This window comes from Streptomyces tubbatahanensis (genome assembly GCF_022699385.1).
In the GTDB taxonomy this organism is placed as follows: Bacteria; Actinomycetota; Actinomycetes; order Streptomycetales; family Streptomycetaceae; genus Streptomyces; species Streptomyces diacarni.
Map to the genome: position 1 here is coordinate 4,580,620 of NZ_CP093846.1, position 14,229 is coordinate 4,594,848.

The window sequence follows — 14,229 nt, forward strand, 5'->3', positions numbered from 1 at the left end:
ATGTCTGACCTGCTGGAGCTTCTGGCCCGATACGGACGATTCCGCTGTCCGCATCGTAGCGAGTATCCCAGTTTTCCCAGGGGAGTGGCAGGGAGGCCCCTGCTTCAAGTGGTGGTTCTGCGCTGACGAGGACTCGTCCTTGCTGGGCCGTTGGCTGGTGCAACGGGCTGGGTTTCCAGCTGGCCATGGGGTGGTAACCCCATGCGTACAAAAGTTCGCCTGTTTCTACGCTCGTCTCGAGCTGGAACGTTCCTACCGTCAGGCTGGTGACCCCTGAGGCGCCTGTCCTTTCCTGTAGGTCACTTGCCGCGGCGGGGACGAAGTCGAAACTGTGGTCCGAAGTGATGTACAGCAGCTTTCCGGGCAAGGAGTGACCTGCGCCTGTCGAAAATGACGACACTATTTCCCTCTGACGAAGTTGAAGTGCAGAATCCTGTTGTTCGAGTCCACAACGAGCTCCCAGGTTCCTGGAGTCCCGTTTTTGGCTCCGGGTGTATCCCAACGTATTGCTCCGGGGAGCCCGCCGGGGTCTGGCATCGGCTTACTTCCTGCCATGATGTTGTCCACCACCAGCCTGGAGTTCATGAAAGGACGCGCCGGCTGCCCTTGTTTGGTTATGTCGTCAAAATGTCGCTCTACCGTCCGCGTCATCGTCAGCTTGTCGGGATCGATCTGTTGACGGATGGCTTCTACGTCAGGATCGTCGGCCGGAGGCCCCTCGGGGCTCGCTGGACAGCCGCCGGACGGTGCTAGACCAAGAGGGTCGACCGTGAGGAACGGATTCGCAACGTACGTGTGCGGATTCGGCGTCGGCTCAAGCCCCAACGGGTCCGAGGTCAGATATCGAGCGGTCTCTGCGTCGTAGTACCGGAAGTAGTTGTAATGCAACCCCGTCTCGGGGTCGTAGTACTGGCCGGGGAAGCGGAGTGGGGTGTAGGCCGTGCTCTCTGTGTGCCAGGCGGTGGTTCCCCACAGGGTGGATCGGGTGCGCCAGGCGATCTCGCCCGTCTCCGAGACCAGTTCGGTCGGGGTGCCGACGAGGTCGGTGACGATGGCGTAGAAGCGGGAGTCGATCTCCTGCTGGGTGGCTTCGGCGGTGAGGCGTTCCGTCTGGGTCAGGGGCGTGAAGCCCGCGTGGTCCCAGGTGAGGGTGACGGGGTGGGGGAGGGCGGGTGCGGTCGTGGTCTGTTCGATGAGGGTGGGGCCGTCCCAGGTGAAGGTGACGGTCTCCGCGCGCTCCTCGCCCGCCATGCGGTGTTTGGCGACGCGGCGCCCCAGCGGGTCGTACGCGTAGCGCCACACCGTGCCCTCGGGGGTAACGGCCTGGACGAGGCGGTCCTCGGTGTCCCACGTGTAGCGCCAGGTGTCCGGCTTCTTCGACAGGCGGGCCTTTTGGCGCAGGGTGATGCGGCCCGCGTCGTCGTGTTCGTAGCGGACCTTGCCGGCCGACGTGATCCGGGTGCCCTCGTAGGTGCGGGGGCCGATGGCCTCCGGGGCTGCGTGGGTTGCCGGCCAGGTCGCCTCGGTCTGGTTGCCCGCCTCGTCGTAGGCGTACCGCTCTGTCCAGCCCCGGGCGTGGACGGCGGTGACGCGGCCGACCTCGTTCAGGTCGTAGGTGGTGCGGCCGCAGAGGAGGTCGTCGACCTCCGTCAGGTAGCCGTCAGGGCGGTAGGTGTACTCCCTGTGCTGGACGACAGGACCAGCGGCCGGGGACCGCGCGGTCAGGGACTGCGCGGTCAGGCGGCCCGCCGGGTCCCAGACGTGGGAGAGGGTGAGGCCTTCCGCCCCGATGCTGCGTTCTGTCTCGCGGCCCGCCGCGTCGTGCGTGAAGTCGAGCGTGTGGCCGGACGCCGTCAGCGAGGTGCGGTTGCCCGCCGCGTCGTACGCGCTGGTGGAGACGGCGCCGGTCGGGGTGACACGGCGTGTGCGGCGACCCAGCGCGTCGTAGGTGTGCGTGAGCGCGCGGCCGTTCACCAGCTCCGTCTTGACGCGGCCCAGTTTGTCGCGCTGGTAGCGCAACTCCGCGTCGGGGCCGACGGCTTCGGTCAGGCGGCCCGCCGCGTCGTACGCGTACGTGGTGACCGCGCCCGCCGCGTCCTTGCGGAGCGTACGGCCGAGCGCGTCCCGCTCGTAGGTGATCTCCTCGCCCAGCGGTGTCGTCCGGCGGACGAGGTTCCCGGCGTCGTCCAGTTGGTACCGCTGCGTGCGGTCGTCGAAGTCCGTCTCGGCGACGAGGCGGCCCGCGGGGTCGTAGGTGTAGTCCCAGGTCAGGCCCTGCGGGTTGGTGACCCGCGTCATGCGCAGTTCGGCGTCGTAGGTGAACTCGTAGCGCACCCCGTCCGGGCCCGTGCGGGCCTCCAGCATGTCGAAGTGGGTGTACTCGTAGCGCGTCTCGCCGCCCGCCGCGTCGACGTGGCGGGTGCAGTTGCCCTCGCCGTCCCACTCCCAGCGTTCGCTCGCGCCGTCGGCGGTCGTTCGGGAGGCCAGGCGGCCCTCGGGCGTCCAGGTCAGCTCCGTCCGGGCGCCGAGCGGGTCGATGACCCCGACCGGGCGGCCGAACGCGTCCCGCTCGTAGCGGGTCGTCGCGCCCAGCGGGTCGGTGATCTCCACCGGGAGTCCTGCGGCGTCGCAGTGGACCCGCGTCGTGGCTCCGAGTGCGTCCGTGACCGCGGCCAGGTGACCGCGCCCGTCGTAGGTGAACCGTGTCGTGTGGCCCGCGGGGTCGGTCAGCGCCGTGCGGTTGCCGTCCGCGTCCCATTCCTGGCGCCAGACCCCGCCGTCCGGTTCTCGCGTGGTCACGGGGGAGCCGAGAGCGTTGCGGGTGATCGTGACCGTCGTCCCGTCGGCGCGGGTGATCCGGGCGACCCGGCCGGCCTCGTCGTACGCGTATGCCGTCGTGCGGCCGAGGGCGTCGGTGTGGGTCAGGGGGCGGTTGAAGGCGTCCCGCCGCGTCGTCGTCCGGTGGCCCAGGGGGTCGATCTCGCCGACGACGAGGCCCTGTTCGTCGAACAGGGTGCGGGTGGCGTGTCCCTCCGCGCTCGTCAGCGTCGTGGCACGGTGGCCGGTGGCCTCGTCCACGCCGTCGTAGTCGATGCGGACCTGCATGTGGCCTGCGGTGCCGCCCTCCGCGATCACCCGGTGCAGGTTGTCGTAGACGTAGTCGTAGCGGCGGTCGTTGGTGTCGGTCCAGGACACCACCCGCTGCTCGTCGTCGTACGCGAACCGAAGGGGGAGACCGGAGGAGTTGGTCACCTCCGTCAGGTTGCCGTCGCTGTAGGAGTAGGCCAGCACGGGGGTCTCGGAGCCGTCGGGAGCGGCCAGTGCCAGTGCCGTGACGCGGTCGCCCGCGACCCCGAGCCTGATCACGTACCCGCCGCTGTGGACCAGGCGCGAGGGGGCGCCCGACTCCGGGTCGTACTCGAACGTGATGCTGTGGCCGCTCCGGTCGGTGATCTGATCGATCCGGGCGGTGCCGTCGTCCGGCGCGTCCGCCCCGCCCTCGGGCGGGGCGAAGTGCCGCACCCACCCCGAGTCCGGCTCCGTGAGGGTGTAACCGCCGTCCGCGGTGCGCTCCAACGGCATGCGGGACGAGCCCGCCGAAGGGAGAGTGGGCACGCCGGGCGCCGGATGCGGGTACGAGAGCAGGCGGCCGTCCTCGGCGACGAAGACGACACCTTCCGCGTCGACCTCCAGGCGCTGGTCCAGCGTCGAGGACCACGAAGGGCCGAACCAGCGGCCGAGCCGGTAGCCCGACTCCACGCGCCGGGTGAACGTCAACGGCAGCGCGCCCGGCAGGGCCAGGTCGACCTGGGGCAGGTACATCTTCCCCGTGGCGAGGTCGACCGGGTCCGTCCGTCCCGACGGCGTCTCGTGGGGCTGGCGGGCGGCCTGGTTCGGTCCCTTGCTCTCCAGCGCCCTGCGCGCGTCCGCCGCCACCTTCCCCGCCCGGCCCGCCTTCGTCGCCGCGCCGACGCCCTTGGTGCCGAGCAGTTCGGGGATGAGGCGGCCGAGGCCCTCCGCGGGGTCCTTCTTGAAGCCCTCCAGCATGGCCTTGCCGGTGCCGACGGGGTCGTTGGCGGCGCGCATGATGCCGGTGACCGTGGAGTTGAGGTTGGTGACGTACTCGGCGGGGTGGGTGATGTTGTAGGGGTCGGTGGGGTTGACGCTGCGGGCGAAGTTGACGAGGCCCGCCGCGCCCTTGACGATGCCGCCGGAGACGTGGACGGTGTCCAGTTTCAGGCCCTCCAGGCCGTCCATGGCCTGTTCCGAGTAGTCGGGCTTGGGCGGGGCCGCGTCGCGGGCGGCCTTGACGGCGGTCTGGGCGCGGGACGCCGCCGTGTTGCGCTGGGAGCGGGCCTCTCTCAGCTGGTCCTCGGCCTCGTCCTTCTTGTCGTCCCTGTACTTCTTGACGGCCTCGCCGGCCTGCTTCTGGGCCCACTCCACGGTCCCGGCGAAGTCCTCCAGCGCTCCGGCGGCCTTCTCGCAGGCGTCGGCGGCCTTGACCCACTTCGCCGGCTCAAGACCGACCTTGTCCCAGAAGGCTTCCGCGGCCTTCCCCTTCAGCGAGCCCTTGGGCAGCTTCTTCAAGCCGTTCGCCACGTTGGTGAAGGCGGTCTTGAAGTCCTTGAGGTGCCCGGCCGTGGAGCGGATCGTGCTGGGGCTGCCGTAGACGAGGCGCTTGGGGTCCTCGGTCTGGTCGAGCTGGAGCTCGTCGGTCTCCGCGCCGAGCCTGTTGGCGACCGAGCGGGACTTGTCGCGCGTCCAGTCGGCGCCGCTCTCCCAGCCGACGTCGTCCATCCGGTCGGCGGTCCAGTTGCCGAAGCTCTCCGCGCCGTCGCCGATCTTCTCGGTGACCTGCTCGGCCTTGTCCTCCCAGGAGTCCGGTATCAGATCCCAGCCCATCAGCCCTGGCCCCCCTCTGTGCCGCCCTGCGCGCGCTGCTGTGCCGCCGCCCGCTCCTCGGGGGAGGGGCCGAAGTACTCGTCCTGCTGGGCCGCGATCTGCTCGTCGCTGACGCCGGTGACCTCCTGGGCGGCGTCCATGTACATGCCGCCCCGGCCCTTGGTGGTCAGCTCCCGGCCGGTGTCCTGCCAGTCCTGTTTGACGTCGTGGCCGGCCTTCTCCCAGGACTCCCCGCTGTAGTCGGGCGCGTCCGGCGTGACGATGTCTCCCCAGCCCTGCTGGACGACCTCTTCCTCGGTCGCGTGCGGATTGCCGGTGAGGGAGTTCAGGCCGACCTTGAGCGCCCCGGCCGCGTACTGGTCCTCCTCGTAGGCCATCCCCGCCGACAGGCCCAGCTTCTGGGCCAGCGCGTTGGCGTTCTGGACGAGGGCGCGCACGCCCCACTCCCACTTCTCGCAGAAGTCCTCGAAGTCGACCGAGAGGCCGTGGTGGCCCATCTCCATGCCGGTGAGGGACATGCCCTCGAACCCCGAGCCCTGGAGCGCGTCGGTCGCGCCGCTGCCGGACTCCTTCAGCTCGTCGATGGTGCCCTTGAGCCCCTTCTCGATCAGGTCGAGGGACTCCTTGTTCCAGTTGACGCCGTCGCCGCCGTTGCCGTCGCCCATCAGACGCCCTCCTCCTCGGTGCCGGCGTCGACGGCCACCTCGTCGGGCACGATGCCCCGTACGGGCGGGAAGAGCATGGAGCCGTCCCCGTCCGCGGCGTTGACCGCCACCCCGGCGGGGCCGCCCAGCGCGGGGATCACCGCGTCGAGGAGGCGCGCGCCGAGGACGGAGACGTAGGTCCACGGTTCCCCGGCAGCCGGCTCGCCGTGGCGGCCGGGCGCGCCCTCCCGTGCTCCCGCGCGCTCCTCGGCGAAGCGGGCGAGCGCCGCCTCGTCGGTGAACGCGAAGATCCAGCGGACGCCGCCGTAACCGGCCGACATCAGCCGGTCTCCGTCGAGCCGCTCCTCATCGGGCGGCCCCTCATCGGGCGGCCCCTCGTCGGGCGGCCCGGCGCCGAGCGGTCCTGCGCCGCCCGCAGGGCTTACAGTGGGCACCAGCACGGCCGTGCGACGGAACTCGCCCACCAGTGCGGCGGGGTCACCCGTTCCGGCACGCGTCGCGGCGATCTCGTCCGGAAGCTCCATCCCCCACCTCGTTCGCCACCGGTGTGTCCGTTGCGTGAGCAGTCACCACGATACGTGCGGGGGGCTGTGCGCACGCAAGGTCATAAGTGCTGATCACGGGGGTGCGCGGCGCGGCGGAGGAGCCCCGGTGGCGGCGGTCACGTCCGTCGGCGCGCGGGCGGCGGGGCAGCGGGCGTGCGGGGGCCGACCCGTGATAATGCCCGGATTGGCCAGCGCCAATCCCGCTGTGGCACACTGTCCAGGTTGCTCGGTTGAGTGCCGATGCTGCGCGCCTCCCGCCGGGAGGACCGGAAGCGAGTCCCAGGTATTCGTCGCCTCTCATCAGGGGCGGAAGTACGGGAATCTTCCGGGAAGCGTAGGAGGGGCTTCCAGCCAGGCACCCGGTGGGTTTCTCCCCCCGGCTTCTTCCTTTTGCGGGACCTTCGAGGGTCCGCCGCGGTTCGCCGCGGCGCCCCGCGCGGATCCCCTGCGGAGTCGTACGCCTGCGTACGGCAGACGTACGAGAAGCAAGCCGACACGCCCGACCGCGTGGGTCGGAAGTGGAAGCGGGACGGGAAACCCACGGGGTTCCAGAGCGTGACGAGAGACAGGACTACGAAGTAGCCATGGCGGGACAGAAGATCCGCATCAGGCTCAAGGCCTACGACCACGAGGTCATCGACAACTCGGCGAAGAAGATCGTCGAGACGGTGACGCGTACTGGCGCGTCGGTCGCAGGCCCGGTGCCGCTGCCCACAGAGAAGAACGTGTACTGCGTCATCAAGTCGCCGCACAAGTACAAGGACTCGCGCGAGCACTTCGAGATGCGCACCCACAAGCGTCTGATCGACATCCTCGACCCGACCCCCAAGACCGTTGACTCGCTGATGCGCCTGGACCTCCCGGCCGGCGTCGACATCGAGATCAAGCTCTGAGGGGTGTCGTAGAAGATGGCTAAGCAGATCAAGGGCGTCCTGGGCGAGAAGCTCGGCATGACCCAGGTCTGGGACGACAACAACCGCGTCGTTCCCGTGACCGTCGTCAAGGCCGGGCCGAACGTCGTGACCCAGGTCCGCACCGCAGACAGGGACGGCTACGAGGCCGTCCAGATCGCCTTCGGCGAGATCGACCCGCGCAAGGTGAACAAGCCCCTCAAGGGCCACTTCGCCAAGGCCGACGTCACTCCCCGTCGCCACCTCGTGGAGATCCGCACCAACGACTCCGCCGAGTACACCCTCGGCCAGGAGCTGGGCGCGGACACCTTCGAGTCCGGCGTCAAGGTCGACGTGACCGGCAAGTCGAAGGGCAAGGGCTTCGCCGGCGGCATGAAGCGCCACGGCTTCCACGGTGCCCGCGCCTCCCACGGTGCGCACCGCAACCACCGCAAGCCGGGCGCCATCGGTGGCTGCGCCACCCCGGGCCGTGTCTTCAAGGGCACCCGCATGGCCGGCCGGATGGGCAACGAGCGGGTCACCACCCAGAACCTGACCGTCCACGCCGTTGACGCGGAGAAGGGCCTGCTGCTCATCAAGGGCGCAGTCCCCGGTCCGAACGGCGGCCTCGTCCTGGTCCGTACTGCGGCCAAGGGGGCCTGAGGTAAGCCGATGAGTACTTCAGCAAGCATTGACATCCTTTCGCCGGCCGGCGAGAAGACCGGGACCGTCGAGCTCCCCGCGGAGATCTTCGACACGCAGGTCAGCGTTCCGCTGATCCACCAGGTCGTCGTCGCCCAGCTGGCCGCTGCCCGCCAGGGCACGCACAAGACCAAGACCCGCGGCGAGGTCCGCGGCGGTGGCAAGAAGCCGTACCGCCAGAAGGGCACGGGCCGCGCCCGTCAGGGTTCGACCCGCGCTCCGCAGTTCGCCGGCGGTGGCGTCGTGCACGGTCCCGTCCCGCGGGACTACGCGCAGCGGACCCCGAAGAAGATGAAGGCCGCCGCCCTGCGCGGTGCGCTCTCCGACCGGGCCCGCCACAGCCGCGTCCACGTCGTCTCCGGCGTGGTCGACAGCGCCGATGGCGTGGCCTCCACCAAGGCGGCCAAGACGCTGCTGGGCAAGGTCAGCGAGCGCAAGCACGTGCTGCTCGTCGCCGAGCGCAGTGACGAGCAGACCTGGCTGTCCGCCCGCAACCTGCCCCAGGTGCACATCCTGGAGCCGGGCCAGCTCAACACCTACGACGTGCTCGTCTCCGACGACGTGGTCTTCACCCAGGCCGCGCTGGAGTCCTTCGTTGCTGGCCCGAAGGCCCACACCGAAGGGAGCGACGCCTGATGGCTACGCGACACCCGAGCATCGCCTCCAAGGCAGCGAAGGCCGCGAAGGCCGCCCGCGTCGCCAAGGCCGCCCGTCGCGCGGCCGAGGGCCCGGGCGAGCTCGCGCCGGCCGAGCCGAGCAAGACGTTCTCCGACCCGCGCGACCTGCTGCTGCGGCCGGTCGTCTCGGAGAAGAGCTACGCGCTGCTGGACGAGAACAAGTACACGTTCATCGTCGACCCGCGGGCGAACAAGACCCAGATCAAGCAGGCCGTGGAAGAGGTCTTCTCGGTCAAGGTCGCCGGCGTCAACACGATCAACCGTCAGGGCAAGCGCAAGCGCACCCGCACCGGTTACGGCAAGCGCGCCGACACCAAGCGCGCCATCGTGACCCTCGCCGAGGGCGACCGTATCGACATCTTCGGCGGCCCGGCCTCCTGACGGAGGCGGGGACGTTCTGAAGTCCGGAATATTCCGAGGACTGAGAAATGGGTATCCGCAAGTACAAGCCGACGACTCCTGGCCGTCGTGGCGCCAGCGTCGCCGACTTCGTCGAGATCACGCGGGACACGCCGGAGAAGTCGCTGGTCCGCCCGCTGCACAGCAAGGGCGGCCGTAACAACGCCGGCCGTGTGACCGCACGCCACCAGGGTGGTGGCCACAAGCGCGCCTACCGCGTGATCGACTTCCGTCGGCACGACAAGGACGGCGTGCCGGCCAAGGTCGCGCACATCGAGTACGACCCGAACCGCACCGCGCGCATCGCGCTGCTGCACTACGCGGACGGCGAGAAGCGCTACATCCTCGCCCCCCGCGGCATCCAGCAGGGCGACCGGATCGAGAACGGCCAGGGCGCCGACATCAAGCCGGGCAACAACCTGCCGCTGCGCTACATCCCGGTCGGTACGACGATCCACGCGATCGAGCTGAACCCGGGTGGCGGCGCCAAGTTCGCGCGCTCCGCCGGTGCTTCGGTGCAGTTGCTGGCGAAGGAGGGCCGCATGGCCCACCTGCGCATGCCGTCCGGTGAGATCCGCCTGGTCGACGCCCGCTGCCGCGCCACTGTCGGCGAGGTCGGCAACGCCGAGCAGTCGAACATCAACTGGGGCAAGGCCGGCCGTATGCGGTGGAAGGGCGTCCGCCCGACCGTCCGCGGTGTGGTCATGAACCCGATCGACCACCCGCACGGTGGTGGTGAGGGTCGTACCTCCGGTGGCCGCCACCCGGTCTCGCCGTGGGGTCAGAAGGAGGGCCGTACGCGCTCGCCGAAGAAGGCCAGCAACAAGTACATCGTCCGCCGCCGCAAGACGAACAAGAAGCGCTAGGAGGCGGGTTTTAGATGCCGCGCAGTCTCAAGAAGGGGCCCTTCGTCGACGACCACCTCGCCAAGAAGGTGGACGGCCAGAACGACGCGGGCACCAAGAACGTCATCAAGACCTGGTCTCGCCGCTCGATGATCGTCCCGGCGATGCTGGGCCACACGATCGCGGTGCACGACGGCCGCAAGCACGTCCCGGTGTTCGTCACCGAGTCGATGGTCGGCCACAAGCTCGGCGAGTTCGCGCCGACCCGCACCTTCCGCGGCCACGTCAAGGACGACCGCAAGTCGCGTCGTCGTTGACGGGCGGGGTGTGTAGATCATGACTGACACCGAAGGGACAACCATGGAAGCCAGGGCCTCCGCGCGCTATGTGCGCGTCACGCCCATGAAGGCCCGCCGGGTGGTGGACCTTGTCCGTGGCCTCGACGCCACGGAGGCTCAGGCGGTCCTGCGTTTCGCCCCGCAGGCCGCCAGCGTGCCGGTCGGCAAGGTGCTGGACAGCGCCATCGCCAACGCCGCGCACAACTACGACCACACGGACGCCGACAGCCTCTACATCTCCGAGGCCTACGTCGACGAGGGCCCGACCCTGAAGCGGTTCCGGCCGCGTGCCCAGGGCCGTGCCTACCGGATCCGTAAGCGGACGAGCCACATCACCGTGGTCGTGAGCAGCAAGGAAGGAACCCGGTAATGGGCCAGAAGGTAAACCCGCACGGGTTCCGGCTCGGTGTGACCACCGACTTCAAGTCGCGTTGGTACGCCGACAAGCTCTACAAGGACTACGTCAAGGAAGACGTCGCGATCCGCCGCATGCTCACGCAGGGCATGGAGCGGGCCGGCATCTCCAAGGTGGAGATCGAGCGCACGCGTGACCGCGTCCGCGTCGACGTCCACACCGCCCGTCCCGGCATCGTCATCGGCCGCCGCGGCGCCGAGGCCGACCGCCTGCGCGGCAACCTGGAGAAGCTGACCGGCAAGCAGATCCAGTTCAACATCCTCGAGGTGAAGAACCCCGAGACGGACGCGCAGCTCGTGGCCCAGGCGGTCGCCGAGCAGCTGTCCTCCCGGGTCTCCTTCCGCCGCGCCATGCGCAAGAGCATGCAGACGGCGATGAAGGCCGGTGCCAAGGGCATCAAGATCCAGTGCGGCGGCCGTCTCGGCGGTGCCGAGATGTCGCGCTCGGAGTTCTACCGCGAGGGCCGGGTGCCGCTGCACACCCTGCGCGCCAACGTCGACTACGGCTTCTTCGAGGCCAAGACGACCTTCGGCCGCATCGGTGTGAAGGTGTGGATCTACAAGGGCGATGTCAAGAACATCTCCGAGGTCCGCGCCGAGAACGCCGCTGCCCGGGCCGGCAACCGCCCCTCGCGCGGCGGCGGTAACGACCGTCCCCGTCGGGGCGGCGAGCGTCGCGGCCGCAAGCCGCAGCAGAACCAGCAGGCCGAGGCTCCCAAGGCGGAGTCCGTGGCGCCCGCCGGTGCTGCCGCCGAGCCGAGCGCTTCTGGAAAGGAGAGCTGACCCATGCTGATCCCGCGCAGGGTCAAGCACCGCAAGCAGCACCACCCGAAGCGCACCGGCATGGCCAAGGGTGGCACCGAGGTTGCTTTCGGTGAGTACGGCATCCAGGCCGTCACCGCCGCCTACGTGACGAACCGGCAGATCGAGGCAGCTCGTATCTCCATGACGCGTCACATCAAGCGTGGCGGCAAGGTCTGGATCAACATCTACCCGGACCGCCCGCTCACCAAGAAGCCCGCCGAGACCCGCATGGGTTCGGGTAAGGGTTCGCCGGAGTGGTGGGTCGCGAACGTCAAGCCTGGTCGCGTGATGTTCGAGCTGTCCTACCCGAACGAGAAGATTGCCAAGGAGGCGCTCACCCGCGCCGCCCACAAGCTTCCGATGAAGTGCCGCATCGTGCGGCGCGAGGCAGGTGACGCGTGATGGCGGCCGGAACCAAGGCGTCCGAGCTGCGTGAGCTGGGCGACGAGGAGCTTGTGGCCAAGCTCCGCGAAGCCAAGGAAGAGCTGTTCAACCTCCGCTTCCAGGCGGCGACCGGGCAGCTTGAGAACCACGGCCGGCTCAAGGCCGTCCGCAAGGACATCGCCCGGATCTACACCCTGATGCGTGAGCGCGAGCTGGGCATCGAGACGGTGGAGAGCGCCTGATGAGCGAGACGAACGTGACTGAGAAGACAGAGCAGCAGCGCGGCTTCCGCAAGACCCGGCAGGGTCTGGTCGTCAGCGACAAGATGGACAAGACCGTCGTCGTCGCCGTCGAGGACCGCGTGACGCACGCGCTGTACGGCAAGGTCATCCGCCGTACCAACAAGCTCAAGGCGCACGACGAGCAGAACGCTGCCGGTGTCGGCGACCGCGTCCTCCTGATGGAGACCCGGCCGCTGTCCGCCACCAAGCGCTGGCGCATCGTCGAGATCCTCGAGAAGGCCAAGTAATTCCTGGGGCTCGTCCCGAGCCCACAGGTCGTTCCGCCAGGCTCGGCAGGGGACGCCCGATGAGGGGTCCCCTGCCGGGAACCGGCAGACATACAGGAGATAGACGTGATCCAGCAGGAGTCCCGGCTTCGCGTCGCCGACAACACGGGTGCGAAGGAGATTCTCACCATCCGTGTGCTCGGCGGTTCGGGCCGGCGCTACGCGGGCGTCGGTGACGTCATTGTCGCTACCGTCAAGGACGCGATCCCCGGTGGGAACGTGAAGAAGGGCGACATCGTCAAGGCCGTCATCGTGCGCACCGTCAAGGAGCGCCGTCGCCCGGACGGCTCGTACATCCGGTTCGACGAAAACGCCGCCGTCATCCTCAAGAACGACGGCGACCCTCGCGGCACCCGCATCTTCGGCCCCGTGGGTCGTGAGCTGCGCGAGAAGAAGTTCATGAAGATCATCTCGCTCGCGCCGGAGGTGCTGTGACCATGAAGATCAAGAAGGGCGACCTGGTCCAGGTCATCACCGGCAAGGACAAGGGCAAGCAGGGCAAGGTCATCAAGGCCATGCCCCGCGAGGACCGCGTCCTGGTCGAGGGTGTCAACCGGGTCAAGAAGCACACCAAGGCCGGTCAGACGGCTCGCGGTTCGCAGACCGGCGGCATCGTGACGACCGAGGCCCCGATCCACGTCAGCAACGTGCAGCTGGTCGTGGAGGCGGACGGCAAGAAGGTCGTGACCCGCGTCGGGTACCGCTTCGACGACGAAGGCAACAAGATCCGCGTTGCCAAGCGGACCGGTGAGGACATCTGATGACTGCCACCACCACGCAGGCCCCGCGCCTGAAGCAGCGCTACCGCGAAGAGATCCAGGGCAAGCTGCAGGAGCAGTTCTCCTACGAGAACGTCATGCAGATCCCCGGCCTGACCAAGATCGTGGTCAACATGGGTGTGGGCGACGCCGCCCGCGACTCCAAGCTGATCGAGGGTGCCATCAAGGACCTCGCCACGATCACCGGCCAGAAGCCGGCCGTCACCAAGGCCCGCAAGTCCATCGCGCAGTTCAAGCTGCGTGAGGGCCAGCCGATCGGCGCCCACGTGACGCTGCGCGGCGACCGGATGTGGGAGTTCCTGGACCGCCTGCTGTCCCTCGCACTGCCGCGCATCCGCGACTTCCGCGGTCTGTCGCCCAAGCAGTTCGACGGACGAGGCAACTACACCTTCGGTCTCACGGAGCAGGTCATGTTCCACGAGATCGACCAGGACAAGATCGACCGGGTCCGGGGCATGGACATCACCGTGGTCACCACGGCGACCAGCGACGACGAGGGTCGTGCCCTGCTTCGTCACCTCGGCTTCCCGTTCAAGGAGAACTGACCATGGCGAAGAAGGCTCTGATCTCCAAGGCCAGCCGCAAGCCGAAGTTCTCGGTGCGTGCCTACACGCGCTGCCAGCGCTGCGGCCGTCCCCACTCCGTGTACCGCAAGTTCGGCCTGTGCCGTGTGTGCCTCCGTGAGATGGCGCACCGCGGCGAGCTGCCGGGCGTGACCAAGAGCTCCTGGTAACCCTTTCGGGTAACTCCGGGATCTCTCGGTAAGCTGAACAGTCGCTTACTACGCCGTAGGTCCCCCGCGACGCACCCGTCCCGTCGTCGGCCGTCAGGCCGGCGGACGGGGAGAGGGACGACGCAGACAGGGAAACCCCGGCGAGAGAGGCCGAAGGCCATCACATGACCATGACCGATCCCATCGCAGACATGCTCACGCGTCTGCGGAACGCGAACTCGGCGTACCACGACTCCGTCGAGATGCCGCACAGCAAGATCAAGTCGCACATCGCGGAGATCCTCCAGCAGGAGGGCTTCATCACCGGTTGGAAGACCGAGGACGCCCGAGTCGGCAAGAGCCTGGTGCTCGAGCTGAAGTTCGGCCCGAACCGCGAGCGCTCGATCGCCGGCATCAAGCGGATCTCGAAGCCGGGTCTGCGGGTCTACGCAAAGTCCACCAACCTGCCGAAGGTGCTCGGCGGCCTCGGCGTGGCGATCATCTCCACGTCGCACGGTCTCCTCACCGACAAGCAGGCCAGCAAGAAGGGTGTGGGCGGGGAAGTCCTCGCCTACGTCTGGTAACGGAAGGGAACGGAGGTAAAG

Annotated in this window: 19 protein-coding genes; 16 read left to right on the forward strand and 3 right to left on the reverse strand. The window is 68.6% G+C overall.

The genetic code is table 11. From position 1 onward, the window contains the following. Positions 1–399 precede the first annotated feature (399 nt). The 3 genes from MMF93_RS19725 to MMF93_RS19735 are packed head-to-tail and all read right to left on the reverse strand — an operon-like array spanning position 400 to position 6,091. Positions 400–4,902 carry a putative T7SS-secreted protein gene (locus tag MMF93_RS19725; RefSeq protein ID WP_242753386.1) on the reverse strand — a complete coding sequence of 1,501 codons (4,503 nt, stop codon included), beginning with the start codon at positions 4,900–4,902 and terminating at the stop codon, positions 400–402. Further along, positions 4,902–5,567, reverse strand: coding sequence for a hypothetical protein (locus MMF93_RS19730; RefSeq protein WP_242753387.1), 666 nt, complete (start codon positions 5,565–5,567; stop codon positions 4,902–4,904). The genes MMF93_RS19725 and MMF93_RS19730 overlap by 1 nt, the downstream gene beginning before the upstream one ends. Beyond that, positions 5,567–6,091: a hypothetical protein gene (locus MMF93_RS19735; RefSeq protein ID WP_242753388.1), complete on the reverse strand. Its 525-nt coding sequence runs from the start codon at positions 6,089–6,091 to the stop codon at positions 5,567–5,569. The genes MMF93_RS19730 and MMF93_RS19735 overlap by 1 nt, the downstream gene beginning before the upstream one ends. 605 nt (positions 6,092–6,696) lie before the next feature. On the opposite strand from MMF93_RS19735, the gene rpsJ reads away from it, so the two are divergent. The 16 genes from rpsJ to rpsH all read left to right on the forward strand — a co-directional run bounded on the left by rpsJ (position 6,697) and on the right by rpsH (position 14,208). Beyond that, positions 6,697–7,005: a 30S ribosomal protein S10 gene (rpsJ, locus tag MMF93_RS19740; protein ID WP_016473429.1), complete on the forward strand. Its 309-nt coding sequence runs from the start codon at positions 6,697–6,699 to the stop codon at positions 7,003–7,005. A 15-nt stretch (positions 7,006–7,020) separates the two neighbouring features. Continuing rightward, positions 7,021–7,665 (forward strand): 50S ribosomal protein L3, encoded by a 645-nt coding sequence (gene rplC, locus MMF93_RS19745; protein ID WP_114015360.1) that lies wholly within the window; start codon positions 7,021–7,023, stop codon positions 7,663–7,665. Positions 7,666–7,674: 9 nt separating this feature from the next. Beyond that, positions 7,675–8,340 (forward strand): 50S ribosomal protein L4, encoded by a 666-nt coding sequence (rplD, locus tag MMF93_RS19750; protein ID WP_242753389.1) that lies wholly within the window; start codon positions 7,675–7,677, stop codon positions 8,338–8,340. Beyond that, positions 8,340–8,762: a 50S ribosomal protein L23 gene (rplW, locus tag MMF93_RS19755; RefSeq protein WP_114023478.1), complete on the forward strand. Its 423-nt coding sequence runs from the start codon at positions 8,340–8,342 to the stop codon at positions 8,760–8,762. Before rplD ends, rplW begins: the two co-directional genes overlap by 1 nt. Before the next feature lie 47 nt (positions 8,763–8,809). Continuing rightward, the gene (rplB, locus tag MMF93_RS19760) at positions 8,810–9,646 is read left to right on the forward strand and encodes a 50S ribosomal protein L2 (RefSeq protein WP_242753395.1); all 837 of its coding nucleotides are present in this window, start codon (positions 8,810–8,812) and stop codon (positions 9,644–9,646) included. Between the two features lie 14 nt (positions 9,647–9,660). Beyond that, positions 9,661–9,942 carry a 30S ribosomal protein S19 gene (rpsS, locus tag MMF93_RS19765; RefSeq protein WP_019354948.1) on the forward strand — a complete coding sequence of 94 codons (282 nt, stop codon included), beginning with the start codon at positions 9,661–9,663 and terminating at the stop codon, positions 9,940–9,942. Positions 9,943–9,985: 43 nt separating this feature from the next. Next, the gene (gene rplV, locus MMF93_RS19770; protein WP_114015364.1) at positions 9,986–10,333 is read left to right on the forward strand and encodes a 50S ribosomal protein L22; all 348 of its coding nucleotides are present in this window, start codon (positions 9,986–9,988) and stop codon (positions 10,331–10,333) included. Further along, the gene (gene rpsC, locus MMF93_RS19775; protein ID WP_242753397.1) at positions 10,333–11,160 is read left to right on the forward strand and encodes a 30S ribosomal protein S3; all 828 of its coding nucleotides are present in this window, start codon (positions 10,333–10,335) and stop codon (positions 11,158–11,160) included. The genes rplV and rpsC overlap by 1 nt, the downstream gene beginning before the upstream one ends. 3 nt (positions 11,161–11,163) lie before the next feature. After that, on the forward strand, positions 11,164–11,583 hold the full coding sequence (rplP, locus tag MMF93_RS19780; RefSeq protein ID WP_114015366.1) for a 50S ribosomal protein L16: 420 nt from the start codon (positions 11,164–11,166) through the stop codon (positions 11,581–11,583). Then, on the forward strand, positions 11,583–11,807 hold the full coding sequence (rpmC, locus tag MMF93_RS19785) for a 50S ribosomal protein L29 (protein WP_114015367.1): 225 nt from the start codon (positions 11,583–11,585) through the stop codon (positions 11,805–11,807). The genes rplP and rpmC overlap by 1 nt, the downstream gene beginning before the upstream one ends. Beyond that, positions 11,807–12,094, forward strand: coding sequence for a 30S ribosomal protein S17 (gene rpsQ, locus MMF93_RS19790; protein WP_027738918.1), 288 nt, complete (start codon positions 11,807–11,809; stop codon positions 12,092–12,094). The genes rpmC and rpsQ overlap by 1 nt, the downstream gene beginning before the upstream one ends. Before the next feature lie 105 nt (positions 12,095–12,199). Beyond that, positions 12,200–12,568 carry a 50S ribosomal protein L14 gene (gene rplN, locus MMF93_RS19795; protein ID WP_027738919.1) on the forward strand — a complete coding sequence of 123 codons (369 nt, stop codon included), beginning with the start codon at positions 12,200–12,202 and terminating at the stop codon, positions 12,566–12,568. A gap of 2 nt (positions 12,569–12,570) precedes the next feature. After that, a complete protein-coding gene (gene rplX / locus MMF93_RS19800) occupies positions 12,571–12,894 on the forward strand; it encodes a 50S ribosomal protein L24 (RefSeq protein ID WP_114015368.1) in 324 nt (107 codons plus the stop codon). Beyond that, entirely contained in the window at positions 12,894–13,457 is a 564-nt protein-coding gene (rplE, locus tag MMF93_RS19805) for a 50S ribosomal protein L5 (RefSeq protein WP_114015369.1), read from the forward strand. Before rplX ends, rplE begins: the two co-directional genes overlap by 1 nt. 2 nt (positions 13,458–13,459) lie before the next feature. After that, positions 13,460–13,645, forward strand: a complete 186-nt coding sequence (locus tag MMF93_RS19810; protein ID WP_016473415.1) for a type Z 30S ribosomal protein S14 — start codon at positions 13,460–13,462, stop codon at positions 13,643–13,645. Positions 13,646–13,809: 164 nt separating this feature from the next. Continuing rightward, the gene (gene rpsH / locus MMF93_RS19815; protein WP_114015370.1) at positions 13,810–14,208 is read left to right on the forward strand and encodes a 30S ribosomal protein S8; all 399 of its coding nucleotides are present in this window, start codon (positions 13,810–13,812) and stop codon (positions 14,206–14,208) included. The last annotated feature ends 21 nt before the right edge of the window (positions 14,209–14,229 follow it).